Annotated in this window: 17 protein-coding genes; 14 read left to right on the top strand and 3 right to left on the bottom strand. The window is 66.6% G+C overall.

Annotated features, from left to right (window positions below):
- Positions 1–71: 71 nt before the first annotated feature.
- The 11 genes from AB0O58_RS01925 (at position 72) to AB0O58_RS01875 (ending at position 7,394) form a co-directional block, all read left to right on the top strand.
- Complete coding sequence (locus AB0O58_RS01925) at positions 72–1,634, top strand: bifunctional uroporphyrinogen-III C-methyltransferase/uroporphyrinogen-III synthase (protein WP_027498347.1); 1,563 nt, start codon at positions 72–74, stop codon at positions 1,632–1,634.
- A 112-nt stretch (positions 1,635–1,746) separates the two neighbouring features.
- Complete coding sequence (gene hemB, locus AB0O58_RS01920; protein WP_027498346.1) at positions 1,747–2,721, top strand: porphobilinogen synthase; 975 nt, start codon at positions 1,747–1,749, stop codon at positions 2,719–2,721.
- On the top strand, positions 2,718–3,356 hold the full coding sequence (locus AB0O58_RS01915; RefSeq protein WP_230593372.1) for a hypothetical protein: 639 nt from the start codon (positions 2,718–2,720) through the stop codon (positions 3,354–3,356). Before hemB ends, AB0O58_RS01915 begins: the two co-directional genes overlap by 4 nt.
- 81 nt (positions 3,357–3,437) lie before the next feature.
- Entirely contained in the window at positions 3,438–3,611 is a 174-nt protein-coding gene (locus AB0O58_RS01910; RefSeq protein ID WP_155288423.1) for a hypothetical protein, read from the top strand.
- Positions 3,612–3,646: 35 nt separating this feature from the next.
- Positions 3,647–4,087, top strand: a complete 441-nt coding sequence (locus AB0O58_RS01905) for a hypothetical protein (RefSeq protein WP_155288584.1) — start codon at positions 3,647–3,649, stop codon at positions 4,085–4,087.
- Entirely contained in the window at positions 4,077–4,565 is a 489-nt protein-coding gene (locus tag AB0O58_RS01900; RefSeq protein ID WP_027498343.1) for a hypothetical protein, read from the top strand. The genes AB0O58_RS01905 and AB0O58_RS01900 overlap by 11 nt, the downstream gene beginning before the upstream one ends.
- On the top strand, positions 4,562–4,813 hold the full coding sequence (locus tag AB0O58_RS01895) for a hypothetical protein (RefSeq protein ID WP_032375558.1): 252 nt from the start codon (positions 4,562–4,564) through the stop codon (positions 4,811–4,813). The genes AB0O58_RS01900 and AB0O58_RS01895 overlap by 4 nt, the downstream gene beginning before the upstream one ends.
- Positions 4,814–4,829: 16 nt before the next feature.
- Complete coding sequence (locus tag AB0O58_RS01890) at positions 4,830–5,111, top strand: metal-sensitive transcriptional regulator (RefSeq protein ID WP_027498342.1); 282 nt, start codon at positions 4,830–4,832, stop codon at positions 5,109–5,111.
- A gap of 21 nt (positions 5,112–5,132) precedes the next feature.
- Entirely contained in the window at positions 5,133–5,336 is a 204-nt protein-coding gene (locus tag AB0O58_RS01885; RefSeq protein ID WP_032375559.1) for a heavy metal-associated domain-containing protein, read from the top strand.
- An 85-nt stretch (positions 5,337–5,421) separates the two neighbouring features.
- Positions 5,422–6,597 (top strand): PQQ-dependent sugar dehydrogenase, encoded by a 1,176-nt coding sequence (locus AB0O58_RS01880; RefSeq protein ID WP_032375560.1) that lies wholly within the window; start codon positions 5,422–5,424, stop codon positions 6,595–6,597.
- Positions 6,597–7,394, top strand: coding sequence for a cyclase family protein (locus tag AB0O58_RS01875; protein ID WP_283348405.1), 798 nt, complete (start codon positions 6,597–6,599; stop codon positions 7,392–7,394). Before AB0O58_RS01880 ends, AB0O58_RS01875 begins: the two co-directional genes overlap by 1 nt.
- A 14-nt stretch (positions 7,395–7,408) precedes the next feature.
- Here the strand turns inward: AB0O58_RS01875 and AB0O58_RS01870 are convergent, their stop codons facing one another.
- Genes AB0O58_RS01870 through AB0O58_RS01860 form a run of 3 tightly spaced genes read right to left on the bottom strand, consistent with a single transcriptional unit; the run spans position 7,409 to position 11,019 of the window.
- Positions 7,409–9,376, bottom strand: a complete 1,968-nt coding sequence (locus AB0O58_RS01870; RefSeq protein ID WP_027498339.1) for an acyl-CoA dehydrogenase — start codon at positions 9,374–9,376, stop codon at positions 7,409–7,411.
- A 43-nt stretch (positions 9,377–9,419) separates the two neighbouring features.
- On the bottom strand, positions 9,420–9,626 hold the full coding sequence (locus tag AB0O58_RS01865; protein ID WP_027498338.1) for a hypothetical protein: 207 nt from the start codon (positions 9,624–9,626) through the stop codon (positions 9,420–9,422).
- Between the two features lie 46 nt (positions 9,627–9,672).
- The gene (locus AB0O58_RS01860) at positions 9,673–11,019 is read right to left on the bottom strand and encodes a serine hydrolase (RefSeq protein WP_366237775.1); all 1,347 of its coding nucleotides are present in this window, start codon (positions 11,017–11,019) and stop codon (positions 9,673–9,675) included.
- Between the two features lie 72 nt (positions 11,020–11,091).
- On the opposite strand from AB0O58_RS01860, the gene AB0O58_RS01855 reads away from it, so the two are divergent.
- The 3 genes from AB0O58_RS01855 to bioD are packed head-to-tail and all read left to right on the top strand — an operon-like array spanning position 11,092 to position 14,249.
- Entirely contained in the window at positions 11,092–12,390 is a 1,299-nt protein-coding gene (locus AB0O58_RS01855) for an adenosylmethionine--8-amino-7-oxononanoate transaminase (RefSeq protein ID WP_366237795.1), read from the top strand.
- A 27-nt stretch (positions 12,391–12,417) separates the two neighbouring features.
- Positions 12,418–13,563 (top strand): 8-amino-7-oxononanoate synthase, encoded by a 1,146-nt coding sequence (locus AB0O58_RS01850; RefSeq protein WP_196249256.1) that lies wholly within the window; start codon positions 12,418–12,420, stop codon positions 13,561–13,563.
- Positions 13,560–14,249 carry a dethiobiotin synthase gene (gene bioD, locus AB0O58_RS01845; protein WP_032375563.1) on the top strand — a complete coding sequence of 230 codons (690 nt, stop codon included), beginning with the start codon at positions 13,560–13,562 and terminating at the stop codon, positions 14,247–14,249. The genes AB0O58_RS01850 and bioD overlap by 4 nt, the downstream gene beginning before the upstream one ends.
- The last annotated feature ends 29 nt before the right edge of the window (positions 14,250–14,278 follow it).

Raw genomic sequence — 14,278 nt, 5'->3', positions numbered from 1 at the left:
ATTCCCAAACGGGGCACCGCAACCCCGATAGAACTGCAGTACCCATACAAGACAGCACTGGAGAACAACCGATGAGCCCAGTCCGCAAGAACACCAACGGACGGATCCTGTTCGTGGGATCCGGGCCCGGTGACCCGGCTCTGCTCACGGTCCGGGCACGGGAAGTGCTCGGAGCGGCCGAGCTCGCTTTCACCGATCCCGACGTCGACAAGGGTGTCACCGCTCTCGTCGGTGCCGACGTCCCTCGCGACGCCGAGACGGGTGAGAACGGGGTCGAGGTGCGCCCGGCACTGGGTGAGCCCGCCGAGGTCGCCAAAACCCTTCTCGCCGAAGCCAAGAACGGCCACGATGTGGTGCGTCTGGTCTCGGGAGATCCGCTGACCACCGACTCGGTGATCGCCGAGGTCAGTGCCGTGGCCCGCACTCACGTGCCGTTCGAGGTGCTGCCCGGTCTGCCTTCGGGCTCCGCGGTACCCAGTTACGCAGGCATGGCACTCGGCTCCGGCCACACCGAAGCGGACGTTCGCGGCGAGGTCGACTGGGCTGCACTCGCGGCTGCTCCCGGCCCGCTGGTGTTGCACGCCACGGCGGGGCACCTGGCCGAAACCGCCAGTGCCCTCGTCGAGCACGGCCTGGCACCGCAGACACCTGCAGCCATCACCGTGCGCGGCACCACCCGTCAGCAGCGCACCGTCGAGGCCACACTGGCCACCCTCAACGACGCGGGATCCGAGCTCGTCGGATCTCTGGTGGTCACCGTCGGCAAGGTCGTCTCCGGACGAAACAAGATGTCCTGGTGGGAGTCTCGCGCACTGTACGGCTGGACCGTGCTGGTGCCGCGCACCAAGGACCAGGCCGGCGAGATGAGCGATCGCCTCGTCACCCACGGGGCCATCCCCATCGAAGTTCCGACCATCGCCGTCGAGCCCCCGCGCAGCCCGGCTCAGATGGAACGGTCCGTCAAGGGCCTGGTCGACGGCCGCTACCAGTGGGTCGTGTTCACCTCGACCAACGCCGTTCGCGCGGTGTGGGAGAAGTTCGAGGAATTCGGCCTGGACGCGCGTGCGTTCTCCGGCGTCAAGATCGCCTGTGTCGGTGAGGCAACCGCGGCCAAGGTGCGCTCGTTCGGCATCAATCCCGAACTCGTTCCGTCGGGGGAGCAGAGCTCGCTCGGACTGCTCGAGGACTTCCCGCCGTACGACGAGGTCTTCGACCCGGTCAATCGAGTTCTGTTGCCGCGCGCCGACATTGCTACCGAGACGCTCGCCGAAGGGCTGCGCGAACGCGGCTGGGAGATCGACGACGTCACGGCCTACCGCACCGTCCGGGCAGCGCCGCCCCCCGCCGAGACCCGCGAGATGATCAAGACCGGTGGATTCGACGCGGTGTGCTTCACCTCGAGCTCCACCGTGCGGAACCTGGTCGGCATCGCAGGTAAGCCGCATGCTCGCACGCTCGTCGCGTGCATCGGCCCGAAGACCGCCGAGACGGCCGTCGAGTTCGGTCTGCGCGTGGACGTGCAGCCGGAGTCGGCTCAGGTCGGACCGCTGGTCGAGGCACTGGCAGAACACGCGGCTCGGCTGCGGGCCGAGGGTGCACTGCCGCCACCGCGCAAGAAGTCACGCAGGCGGTAAGAAGTCACGCAGGCGGTAAGAAGTCACGCAGGCGCTGAATGCGCCTCGTGCGCGTTGTGCGTAGCTCCGGCCACACACAACGCGCACGACGAACCAAGTGAGGCAGGTTCGCTTGTTCCCCACCGACCGTCCCCGACGCCTTCGCCGCACTCCGGCACTGCGCCGCCTCGTGGCCGAAACGTCGCTGCAGCCACGGCATCTGGTGTTGCCGATGTTCGTCGCCGACGGCATCTCCGAGCCCCGCGCGATCAGCTCGATGCCCGGAGTGTTCCAGCACACGCTGGACTCGCTGAGCAGGGCCGCCGAGGAAGCAGTCGCAGCCGGTGTCGGCGGCGTGATGTTGTTCGGTGTCCCCAAGGTCGAGGACAAGGACGAGAACGGTTCGGGGGCAACGGATCCCGACGGAATCCTCAACCGGGGCCTGGCCCGTCTGAAAGCCGATCTCGGTGACTCGACGGTCATCATGGCCGACACCTGCCTCGACGAGTTCACCTCGCACGGCCACTGCGGTGTGCTGAGCGAGAACGGCTCGATCGACAACGACGCGACGTTGCTGCGGTACGTCGACATGGCCGTCGCGCAGGCGGAATCCGGAGCGCACCTGCTCGGGCCGAGCGGCATGATGGACGGCCAGGTCGGTGCCATTCGGGCTGGACTCGATGCGGCCGGTCACGTCGAGGTGGGGCAGCTGGCGTATTCGGCGAAGTACGCGTCTGCGTTCTACGGACCGTTTCGTGAAGCGGTCGGCTCGTCGCTGCAGGGTGACCGTCGGACGTATCAGCAGGACGCGGCCAACCGCCGTGAGGCGACCCACGAGGTCGAGCTCGATCTTGCCGAGGGTGCCGACATGGTGATGGTCAAGCCGGCGATGTCGTATCTGGACATTCTCCGCGACGTGGCCGAGATGTCACCGGTTCCGGTTGCGGCGTACCAGATTTCGGGGGAGTATGCCATGATCACCGCCGCTGCCCAGAACGGGTGGATCGACCGGGATGCCGCGGTCCTCGAATCGCTCGTCGGCATCAGGCGCGCCGGTGCAGATGTCGTACTGACCTACTGGGCAACCGAAGTGGCGGGCTGGCTGTGAACGATTTTCCTCCGAGCAACAACGCGGACGGTAGCAATCCTGACAGCAACATGCCGAACAATCCTCCGTTGCAACCGGACTGGCAGCGCTGGGAGCTCGAACACGGCTTCCCTCAGTCCGGTCCCGAGCTCGAGCCGGCCGCTCGCCCGGCACCGGTGGATGTGGAGACTGCCCGGCACCTGTGGTGGGGAGTTGCACTGATCGGTGCGATCTCGGCGCTGTACTCGGTGTGGACGCTGTTCGGCGCACGCGCGGAATTCGCGCAGTCTTTGCTCGACGACCTCGCAGCACAGGGTGCGGCGGCGGACATGACCGTCGAATCCACGCAGTCCATGGTGACGGTGATGCTCGTCGTGACGCTGTTCGTCGTCGCGGGATTCGGTGCGTTGTTCCTGTTCTGGGTGAAGCGGATGCGCGCCGGCAAGATGTGGGCGCGCATGCTGCTGACCATCATCGGCTCGATCACCGTGTTCACCACGATTCTCGACCTGTTCGCGATCGCATCGAGTACCGGTGCGATGAACATCGTCATGAGCGTGCTGAGCATCGGCCAGGGTGTGCTCGCTGCGGGTGCGATCTACCTGATGCACCGCAAGGAATCCAACGAGTACTTCCTGTCCTCGCGGAAGCGCTGATTTCGAGCGTGTTCCGCGCGCCGAGCCTGTCGGTGTGACTACCATCACTTTCGATAAACGTATCGAGTGATCGGATCGAACATGGCAGAGAACATTCCGGTGCCGCCCAGTCGTGCCCTCCCGGAGTCGATCGCGGCGGCCGAGAGCAACGCGTGTCCCGCCGAGAACGGCAGGCCCGGGTGGGCATTGCTCGGTCTGCTGCTCGCCGTGTCGGCGGCCATCGCCATCATGGCGCTGGGAATCTCTGCCGGCTGAACTCCGTGCCACCGCGCGGTGGCAGTATGTCGAGCGTGAGTGCTGACATTGACGAATCGATGGTTCGTCCCCGGGTGGTCTCCACCGCGTACTGGTTGTGGTTGGCGTCGGCAGTGATGCTGATCGTCGTCTGCATGATCGCGCTCACGTTGCCCGTCGATCAGATCCGCGCGTCGTTCACCGACGGCGGTGCGAGCGACGAACAGATCGACTCTTTTCTGACCGTGTTCCGAGGGCTCGGTGTCATCTTCGGCGTGGTCGGCCTGGCAGTGGGGCTGATGTCGGGCCCCGTCCGAGGTGGCGCCCGACGGTTCCGACGGGCGTTGGTGGCGCTGTCCGGGGCCACCGCGCTGCTCTTGACCTTCGCCGCGCTCGTCTTCCCATTCGTGTTGCTGATCATCACGATCGCACTGGTCGTTGCATCGGTGCTGGTGTATCGCCCGTCGGCGCGAGAGTGGTTCGTTCGTGAGCAATGATCTCGGCGGCACCGACCCCGTTCTGTTCCACGAGCCCGGTGGCCGTTGGCGCGCCCTGCTGTGGGGCCCCGCGTTCTGTCTGGTGGTGCTCGCAGTCGAGCTGGCGTCGGGACCGGTGATTCACTGGTTCGCCCTGGCGCTGTTCTCGCTCATTCTCGTCGGACTGACCTACGTACAGCTCCGCGCGGCCCGCATGCATGTCAGCGTCGAGCTGACCACTCGGCAGCTGCGCCAGGGGACCGAAACCGTCGACGTCGCCGAGATCACGGAGATCTTCCCGCCTGCCGAGTACGAGGACGGCGAATACGAGCCGAAGAAGTGGGAAACCGCACGCGTTCTCGGTGAGCTCTCGGGGGTGCCGCGCAAACGGCACGGCATCGGGTTGCGACTGGTCGGTGGCGGTCTGGTGCAAGCGTGGGCGAAGGATGACGACGGTCTACGCGCCGCACTCGAGACGGCGAAGCAGGAGTACGTGTGAGGAAGTCCGTCGGCTGGGTGGAACTGGTCCTCGCAGTGGTCGCGGTGATCTGCGCGGTGGTGTGCTGGAAGGCAGGCGTACGCACCACCGAATTCGCCGCCGTTCCCGACGTGTCTCCGGCGTACACGGGCACGTACTACTCGGGGTCGTGGATTGCGGTCGCCGCCCTGGCGGTGATCGTCGGGGGACTGGTTGCCATCGATGGCGTCCGTCGCCTGCTGACGGACGAACCTTCCCATACCGGGTAGGGGTATGATCGACGGCATGAGCAGCTACAGCGCCGAACAGGACGACCTGCTGAAAAGACTGCGTCGCATCGAGGGGCAGGTGGCCGGCATTTCACGCATGGTCGCCGACGACCGGTACTGCATCGACGTCCTCACCCAGGTATCTGCGGTGACGAAGGCGTTGCAGTCCGTCTCGCTGAAGCTGCTCGACGCCCACCTCGCCGGGTGCGTCGTCGACGCCGCGCGGCAGGGCGGACCCGAAGCAGACGCGAAAGTCAAAGAGGCGTCCGAGGCCATTGCGCGTCTCGTACGTTCCTGACCAGGCACAGGAGGCAACAAAATGCAGACGACCTACTCCGTCGAAGGTATGACGTGCGCGCATTGCGCAGCGTCGGTGAAAGAAGAAGTGTCCGAGGTTCCGGGCGTCACGGGCGTCGATGTGGACGTCGACACCGGAGCCGTCGTGATCAGCAGCAACGCGGAACTCGACGCTGCTGCCGTCGACGCCGCGATCGAAGAAGCCGGCTACCGAATCGCGTCCTGACTGCGTCGGCCATCTCCTCGGTGTGTTTATGATCGTGTGATACCGGTCATATCGGGCTGGTGGCCGATCGTCGTCAGGAGTGTGGATGAACAAGCTGGTGTCCAGTTCCGGTGTACTCGCCGCCAGCGTCTTCCTGACGCTGGCATGCTCGACGGGCGCGACGGCACAGGCTGATCCACTGCCCGACCTGACGGTCACCACCGTGCTCGACGGGCTCGCGAAACCGTGGGATGCCGTGGTTGCCCCCGACGGGACGGTGCTGACCGGCGAGCGAGCGGGGCGATTCGTCATTCGTGACGTCGGCGGTGCCACCCGCGAGCTCGAAGCGGATCTCGGCGATCTCTACGCGTCGGGCGAGACAGGCCTGATGGGCATCGCACTGGCGACGGACTTCGCCACATCCAGAACCATCTACACCTGCCAGGGCGTGCAGGGTCAGGGAACAGGTGCCGGCAGTGCGGGCACCGGTAGTGCGGGCGGGGGCACCGACAACCATATCGCCGTGGTGTCGTGGACCGTCGACTCCGCATGGACCGAGTTGACGCGCACCGGCACACTCGTCGACGACATCCCCGTCGCCGACGGTGGTCGCCACGGCGGCTGCCGCATCTTGGCCCACCCCGACGGCACCCTGTACATCGGAACCGGAGACACCGCGTCGCCGTCGGTGCCGCAGGATCGAAACTCGTTGGGCGGCAAGGTGTTGCACATCAACGCCGATGGCTCGGCGGCGGCCGATGCACCCGGACGTGTCTTCACGCTCGGTCATCGGAACGTACAGGGGCTCGCGATACGGCCCGGCACTCAAGACATCTACGAGGTGGAGCAGGGAACCACCAGGGACGACGAACTCAACCTACTGGTCCCCGGCGGCAACTACGGCTACCGGCCGGATCGGCTGCCGTTCGTCTACGACGAGTCGGTGCCGATGACCGATCCCACCCGGGTGCCCGGGGCCCGCGCGGCGGTGTGGAGTTCGGGTAGCCCCACTATCGCGACGCCCGGCCTGACGTTCGCCAACGGCGCGGGATGGGGTTCCTGGAACGGTTCCGCAGTGGTGTCGAGTCAGCAGGGCGAGAAGCTCGTGTTCCTCAAGCTGTCCGAGGACGGCACGGACTACGTCGACGAAGCCGACGCCCTGGTGGGTACCTACGGTCGGCTGCGCTCGCTCACCAGCTTCGGAAGCGACGGAGCCTTCCTGCTGACCACCGACAACGGATCCGACGACAAGGTTCTGCTCGTCACCCCCGCTGCCGACTGATGTGCGGCCCCGAGGTCGTCGAAACTGTTCACCGCAGAATCGGACGTAGGGCGCTGTTCGGGTCGTTGGGGGCAGCTGCCCTGACGGTTGCGGCCGGCGGTGCTGCACACGCCGCACCGGCGGTCGTACCGGCGATCCCCGCGGGTCGACTGATCGATCTGACGCACACGTTGAGTCCGACGTTTCCGGTGTGGCCGGGTAACGAACCGTTCTCGATGCACCCGGTCGCCGCCTACGAGTTGGGTGGCTTCCTCGTCAACAAGCTCTCGTACTACGAGCACACGGGCACGCACATCGATGCCCCCGCACACCGAGTGCGCGGCGGTGCGACGGCCGACATCCTGCCGCTGGAAGACCTGATCGCCCCGCTGGTCGTGCTGGACATCTCCGCGCGGGCCGCGTCGGATCCGGAATCGGTCGTGACGACCGAGGACATCGCCCGGTGGGAGCGCGAGCACGGACGCATACCCGATCGCGCGCTGGTGGTCATGCACAGTCGATGGCAGGGCCGGCTCGCCGAACGTGCCGCACCCGGGTTCGGCGGTGACGCGGCACGGATGCTGGTGCGCGAGCGCAACGTCGTCGGAATCGGGGTCGACACGCTCAGTCTCGATCGGATGAACGACCGCGACTATCCAGCGCACACAGCGGTACTCGGCGCAGGCCGATACGGAGTGGAGGCACTGGCGAATCTGGATGCCGTGCCCCCGACAGGGGCCACGGTCGTCGTCGGCGCACCGAAGCACGCGGGCGCGACCGGTGGTCCCTGCCGGGTCTTCGCGATCTCTCCCGGCTGAACCCCGATTACGCGTCAGTGCGCGTGGCTGGGGTTTCCGGCCGGTTCTTCCTCGGTACCCGCTCCGGGCTCGCCGAGCATTGCTGCACCGACGAGAGCCTCGGGCACACCGAAGCCGTCGACCAGCAACTCCGCATGCGGACGCAGGGTGCGGCACCGCTCGTTGATCGCGCGAGTCACTGCCTTGGAGCGCTCGGTGGACAGGTAGCGATGCTCGATGAACCAGGCCTTGTCGTCCTCGATCACCGACAGGGCGTAGAGATCGCAGACCTCCTCGAGCAGGTCCTTGGTGGTCGCATCCTCACACGACTCGATACCGGCGATGAAGGCCTCGAAGATGATGCGGTCGATGTGGGCGCTCGCAGCGTGCAGAACGTGGTCCTGTACCGCGTTGAACGCGTCGAACGAACTGCTCTCCTTCGACTTCGACTGCAGACGGCGCGCGACCGTGGACAGCAGATACTCCTCACGATCCTCGAACATCTTGACCTGGGTGCCGCGGTTGAACAGCGACCCCTCCTCTTCGTTGTCCTGACGCCGATCGAGAATGGTCTGCATGATCGCCTGCGCCGCAGTGCGTTTGACGACGCGATCGCCGACCATGTCGGCTGCGAACTTGACCCACTCGACCGGGCTCATCGACTTCACGTCGTCGGCGTACGCGGTGAGCAGTTCCTTGGCCACCAACTGCGTGAGCACGTGGTTGTCGCCCTCGAAGGTGGTGAACACATCGGTGTCGGCCTTGAGTGAGATCAGCCGGTTCTCGGCCAGGTAGCCAGCGCCGCCACATGCCTCGCGTGCTTCCTGGATCGCGGCAGTGGCGTGCCAGGTGTTGGCGGCTTTGAGGCCGGCGGCACGCGACTCGAGCTCGCGCTGCTCCTCGGCATCCGGGTTGTCCGCAGTCTGCAGCTCGTGCATCTTCGACACCAGCTCGTTCTGCGCGAACTGCAGTGCGTACGACTTGGCGATGAGCGGGAAGAGTCGACGCTGATGCACCAGGTAGTCCATGATCAGCACTTCCTGATCGGAACCGGGGGCAGCGAACTGCCTGCGCTGCAACGCATATCGCGTCGCGATGTCGAGGGCGACACGAGCTGCGGCCGCAGCGCTGCCACCGACTGTGACGCGCCCGCGGATCAACGTGCCGAGCATCGTGAAGAACCGCCTGGACGGATTCTCGATGGGGGAGGTGTACGTGCCGTCGGCAGAGACGTCGGCGTACTTGTTGAGCAGGTTGTCCCGCGGAATGCGGACATGGTCGAACATCAGTCGGCCGTTGTCCACGCCAGGGAGTCCGCCCTTGTACTGACAATCCGAGGTCGTCACGCCGGGGAGATCGTCGCCGTTCTCGTCCCGCAGCGGTACGAAGAAGCAGTGCACGCCGTGGCCCTCGGGCTCCTCGCCCGGCCCTGCGGTGATCAGCTGCGCGAAGACGGCAGCGACGGTCGCAGTCTCGGCGGCACCACCGATGTAGTCCTTGCGGGAGGACGGAGTGGGTGAGTTGATCACGAACTCGTCGGTCTTCGGGTCGTACGTCGCCGTCGTCTCGAGAGACTGCACGTCACTGCCGTGTCCGGTCTCCGTCATGGCGAAGCAACCCAGCAACTCGAGGTTGATGATCTTCGGTACGTACGCCTCGTGGTGCCGCTCGGTACCCAGGTTCTCGATGGCACCGCCGAACAGTCCCCACTGGACCCCGGCCTTGACCATCAACGACAGGTCGCTCATCGCGAGCATTTCGATCATCGTCACCGCGGCACCGACGTCTCCGGTACCGCCGTGTTCCTTCTTGAATCCGTTGTCGGCAGCCCCGGCCGCGGCGAGAAGCTTGAGCTGCTCGAGCGCCTTGGTGCGGGCGATGACGGTATTCGGTGTGTAATGCGGGCGGAACTCGTCGCGCGCGAGTTGCTTGCGCGCCTCGTTCTTCACATCACGCCAGCGGCCGTCCAGAGTGTTCCGAAGGTGATCCGTTGTGGTTGCCATACTCGACGGTAACCTTTTGCCGCGGCCCGTGAGGCCCGGAACTTCAGACCGGCCAGACGAATTCTCGGAACACGGCCCGGAAGGTCCGCCAGAAGCCGGATCTGCCGTAGGGACCGTCGTGGAACAGCGACGCGCAGTTGTCCTCCATGGCCCTGGTCACCAGGGGACTGAAGTCGGTGAACTCGCAGACCAGGAACTCTTTGAAGCCCGTCGGCCACGCCTGCTGAGCCGGTTCGTGTTGTGCCTCCACGGGCACGAGTGTAATCCAGCGGTAACACCGGTGTTACAAATCCCACTCACTTCAAGAGAGCAAAAGCTTCCTGCGCAACCAGGAACGCGTAGCTGGACGGGATCAGGTCGATGGCACCGTCCGCCCGGAACTGCTCGGTGACGATCCAGTCCTGCCCCGAGGCGTCGGTTGTCAGGAACGCCGCGGCGAGGTCGCCAGGAGCGTTTCCGCCTTTGAAGCCGGAGTACGGCCAGCGAGCGGGATCGAGCTGCACACCCGGGGTGATGGCCAGGATCCGTCGATTCTCCTCCGCCGACGGGCCGGTCGCCAGGTACCCCACGGCCGCACACACGTCCTGTGCGTTGGCGAACCACTCCACGCCGTCGGCCGATGCCGGGTTGTCGAGAAAATTCTCGAAGTCGATGTCCAGCGGCCGGGAATCGGCTTGCTTCAGGAGCTGCTCGCGAGCGTCGGCATCTGCGTCCGCCCATTCGGAACGAAGATTCGGATTCCCGAACCCGATGACGAAGAACTGTCGGGTGTCCATCATCGGCGTCATCGCCGCGGGATCGTGATGACCCATCGTGGCGAGCTGAGCCTCGACGCGGTCCCGACCGAGGCGTTCCATCAGCAGGTCCGTGGCGGTGTTGTCGGACAGCGAGATCATCTTCTCCGCGGCCTCGCGCACCGACACCGTCGTGCCGTCGCGGCGATTCTGCAGCTCACCCGAGGGCGCACTCTTGTTCTCGTCGCGGATGGTGAGCTGCTCGTCCCATTGCACGCTGCCCGCCTCGATCTCGTCGGTCAGCGCCCCGAGAACGTACAGCTTGAACACCGATCCCAGCGGGAGCATCGCGTCGGCATTGACCGAGTACACCGACTCGCACTCACCGCCGTTCAGACGAGACGCGCTGTAGGAGTAATTCGGAGCCACCTTCGACAGGGCGGCATCGAGCTCGTCGAAGGACGAGATCTTCGGAGTTTCCGGGCTGGCCAGAATGCCGTCGAGCGTGCCGTCGGCACCGAGGGAGGTGGTGATCGTGGCCGGAATGCCGGCGGTGGTGAAGCGAAGAACGGCGCTGTCCGGTCCGGCCTCGAAACCCGTCGCCACGTTCGGCGCGCCGGCGCGCAACTGCTCGAGAGGGGTGACGAGCCCGCCCATCGGCTCGAGTGCTGCCGCCAGCTCCGGGCCGGTGACGGCGTCCACCGCCGCCGGATCCGGGGCGGCGTCGGCGTTGATCCACTGCAGAATTCGGTCGTTGATCTCGCCCAGCGGCGTCGAGGTGTCGATCGCGAACGCCGGTGCCGTGGTGGTCGTGGGCGTCGGCGTTTCGGACGGTCCCCCGCAGGCGGACAGCGTCAGAGTTACGGCCACGACCACCCCTGCCAGTCTCGTCACGGTGCGCGTCGTCATGTCGCAATGCTAAAGGATTCGGACATTTCGCCACCCGCCCAGTCTCGGTACGTCCGGTCGGGTGCTGTGGCAGTGTGCTCTGGCGTGCTGACTTCAGACGACGTCCGTCGAATAGATTCCGAGCATCTCTGGCATCCCTACAGCGGGTTTCCGTCGACGACGACACCGTTGGTCGTCGACAGCGCGTCCGGGGTTCGACTGACGTTGGCCGACGGCCGCCAACTCGTCGACGGGATGAGTTCGTGGTGGGCGGCGGTGCACGGCTACCGGCATCCGGTGCTGGACGCGGCAGCGCGAGACCAGCTCGACCGCATGAGTCACGTGATGTTCGGAGGCCTCACTCATGCGCCGGCGGCGCGATTGGCGGAGCTGCTGGTCTCGATCACGCCGGCCGGGCTGGACAAGGTGTTCCTCGCAGATTCCGGGTCCGTGTCCGTCGAAGTCGCGGTGAAGATTGCATTGCAGTACTGGCGTGGACGGGGTGAGAGCGGGCGTACGAAGTTGCTGACGTGGCGGGGCGGCTATCACGGGGACACGTTCGCGCCGATGAGTGTCTGCGATCCGGACGGCGGGATGCACAGGTTGTGGACCGGTGTGCTGGCACAGCAGGTGTTCGCGCCCGCGCCACCCGCCGCGTCCGTTGCGGCGGGTATCGCCGCCTACGTCGCCGAGTTCGAGCAGGTGCTCGCGGCGCATGCGAACGGCGTAGCCGCGATCATCGTCGAGCCGATCGTGCAGGGTGCCGGCGGAATGCGCTTCCACGACGCACGTCTGCTGCTCGCACTGCGCCGACTCGCGGACGAGTACGGCGTGCTGTTGATCTTCGATGAGATCGCCACCGGGTTCGGCCGCACCGGTGAGCTTTTCGCCGCCGATCACGCGGGCATCGCACCCGACATCATGTGTGTCGGCAAGGCGTTGACCGGCGGCTATATGACGCTGGCGGCGACGCTGTGCACCACCCACGTGGCCGAGGCGGTGTCGAGCAGTGAGGCGGGCGGTCTGATGCACGGGCCCACGTTCATGGGCAATCCACTGGCCTGCGCGATCGCGGTGGCGTCGATGGAGCTGCTGCTCTCGCGCGACTGGCGCGCCGAGGTCGCCGCCGTCGCAGACGTGCTGACCGAGCGGCTCGAGCCGGCCCGGTCGTTCCCGGGCGTCGCCGACGTGCGCGTGCTCGGCGGAATCGGGGTGATCGAACTGACCGGCGCGGTCGACATGGCACGTGCGACGGCCGTCGCCGTGGACGCAGGTGTGTGGCTGCGGCCGTTCGGCAGGTTGGTCTATGCGATGCCGCCGTATGTCTGTACCGAGGCCGATGTGGCAGCCATCGCCGACGCCATGGTGGCGGTGGCGCGCGACCATACTTGAACACCCATACTTGAACACTGTTCAAGTATGGTCGTGGACATGAGTGCACTCGATTGGCTCGACGCCGCCGCATACGACCGTCGCGCGGCCGGGCTCGAGCGCGTCGTCCACGCTCGCAGTCCCGAGGATTCGACACTCGACTTGGCGTCGAACGATTACCTCGGCCTGTCTCGACATCCGCACGTCGTCGACGCGGCCTGCGCGGCCACGCGTCGGTGGGGCGCCGGGTCCACCGGATCTCGACTGGTCACCGGCACGACCACCGCCCACGAACAGCTCGAGCAGGACCTTGCCGACTTCGTCGGTGCCGAGACCGGACTGGTCTTCTCGTCCGGCTACACCGCCAATCTCGGAGTCGTCACCGCGCTCGCCGACCGCGACTCCGTCGTGATCTCGGACGCCGCGTCGCACGCGTCGTTGATCGATGCCTGCCGTCTGTCTCGGGCGCGGGTGGCCGTGGCGCGGCATCGCGACGTCGAGCACGTCGAGCAGTTACTCCGCGAACGAACGGAATCTCGCGCGCTCGTGGTGACCGACTCGATCTTCAGTGCCCACGGCGACCTCGCGCCGCTGCACGAGCTGTACGCAGCCTGCCGGAGATGGAACGCGGTGCTGATCGTCGACGAAGCCCACGGGCTGGGCGTCCGAGGTGACGGTGGGCGCGGTGCCGTGCACGACGCCGGTGTGGCGGGACTGCCGGACCTGGTGATCACCGCGACGCTGTCCAAGGCGCTCGGATCGCAGGGCGGGGTGGTGCTCGGGCCGGCGTCGGTACGGCACCAGGTACTGCACAGTGCGCGCAGTTTCGTCTTCGATACCGCGCTCGCCCCGGCCGCGGTCGGCGCGGCATCGGCAGCGCTGGCGGTGCTGCGCAGCGAACCCGATCGGGTCGCTGCGATCGGTCGGCGGGCAGGGCAATTGGCGGTGGCCGCCGGTGTATCGCCGACGGCGTCGGCGGTGGTTCCGGTAGTGCTCGGCGACGCCGTGCGTGCCGTCCGCGCGGCCGGGGAGTGTCTTGACCTGGGCGTGCGCGTCGGGTGCTTTCGGCCGCCGTCGGTTCCCGCGAACGCATCTCGGCTGCGTTTGACCGCGCGTGCCGACCTCAGCGACATCGATATCGACCGTGCCACGTCCGTTCTCTCGACGGTATTGCGTGCGGCGGTGTCGGGATGACGGTTCTTCTCGTCACCGGAACGTCGACCGGCGTCGGCAAGACCGTGGTGACCGCGGCGCTCGCGGCCGCCACCCGGGCACATGGACGGACGGTGGCGGTGTGCAAACCGGCACAGACCGGAGTCGGTGACGACTGCCTGGGCGAGTCGGATATCGATGTGGTGGAACGTCTTTCGAGAGTCCGCGGAATCGAGCTGGCGCGATACCCCGAGCCACTCGCGCCCGATGTCGCAGCACGCCGTTCGGGTCGGTCGATGCTCGAACTCGACCACGTCGTCGACGCGGTGCGAGGGCTCGACGAGGCCCACGATCTCGTCGTGGTCGAGGGTGCGGGCGGGGTAGCGGTGCGCCTGGGTGCCGGCGGGTTCACCGCACTCGATGTCGCCGGCGCCGTCGGCGCATCGGTCCTGATCGTGGCAGGGGCAGAGCTGGGGACGCTCAACCACAGCGCGCTGACCGTCGCCGCGGTGCGCGCAGCGGGTGTGACATGTGCGGGCCTGGTGATCGGATCGTGGCCGGCCGAACCCGATCTGGCGGCGCGGGTCAACGTGGAGGAGTTGCCGCTCGTGACGGGCGTCGAGCTGCTGGCATGTGTGCCGAACGGGGCCGCCGCGCTGGACGCACAGGACTTCGGCGCGCTCGCCTGGACGATGTTCGGCGAGTTTGCCGGCTCATTACTCGGGTAACCGGCTCGGAACGTCTGCCACTTCGGCAG

It is taken from the genome of Rhodococcus sp. NPDC080181, from assembly GCF_040702225.1.
GTDB classification, from domain to species: domain Bacteria; phylum Actinomycetota; class Actinomycetes; order Mycobacteriales; family Mycobacteriaceae; genus Rhodococcoides; species Rhodococcoides fascians.
Note: the sequence above shows the minus strand (reverse complement) of the source record. Positions and strands in the feature narration are given on the sequence as shown.

What these genes read in the sequence shown, in the direction of transcription:
- AB0O58_RS01925 (WP_027498347.1), top strand. Translation starts at nt 72, where the DNA reads ATGAGCCCAGTCCGCAAGAACACCAACGGACGGATCCTGTTCGTGGGA.
- AB0O58_RS01910 (WP_155288423.1), top strand. Translation starts at nt 3,438, where the DNA reads ATGGCAGAGAACATTCCGGTGCCGCCCAGTCGTGCCCTCCCGGAGTCG.
- AB0O58_RS01890 (WP_027498342.1), top strand. Translation starts at nt 4,830, where the DNA reads ATGAGCAGCTACAGCGCCGAACAGGACGACCTGCTGAAAAGACTGCGT.
- AB0O58_RS01885 (WP_032375559.1), top strand. Translation starts at nt 5,133, where the DNA reads ATGCAGACGACCTACTCCGTCGAAGGTATGACGTGCGCGCATTGCGCA.
- AB0O58_RS01880 (WP_032375560.1), top strand. Translation starts at nt 5,422, where the DNA reads ATGAACAAGCTGGTGTCCAGTTCCGGTGTACTCGCCGCCAGCGTCTTC.
- AB0O58_RS01875 (WP_283348405.1), top strand. Translation starts at nt 6,597, where the DNA reads ATGTGCGGCCCCGAGGTCGTCGAAACTGTTCACCGCAGAATCGGACGT.
- AB0O58_RS01870 (WP_027498339.1), bottom strand. Translation starts at nt 9,376, where the DNA reads ATGGCAACCACAACGGATCACCTTCGGAACACTCTGGACGGCCGCTGG.
- AB0O58_RS01860 (WP_366237775.1), bottom strand. Translation starts at nt 11,019, where the DNA reads ATGACGACGCGCACCGTGACGAGACTGGCAGGGGTGGTCGTGGCCGTA.
- AB0O58_RS01850 (WP_196249256.1), top strand. Translation starts at nt 12,418, where the DNA reads ATGGTCGTGGACATGAGTGCACTCGATTGGCTCGACGCCGCCGCATAC.
- bioD (WP_032375563.1), top strand. Translation starts at nt 13,560, where the DNA reads ATGACGGTTCTTCTCGTCACCGGAACGTCGACCGGCGTCGGCAAGACC.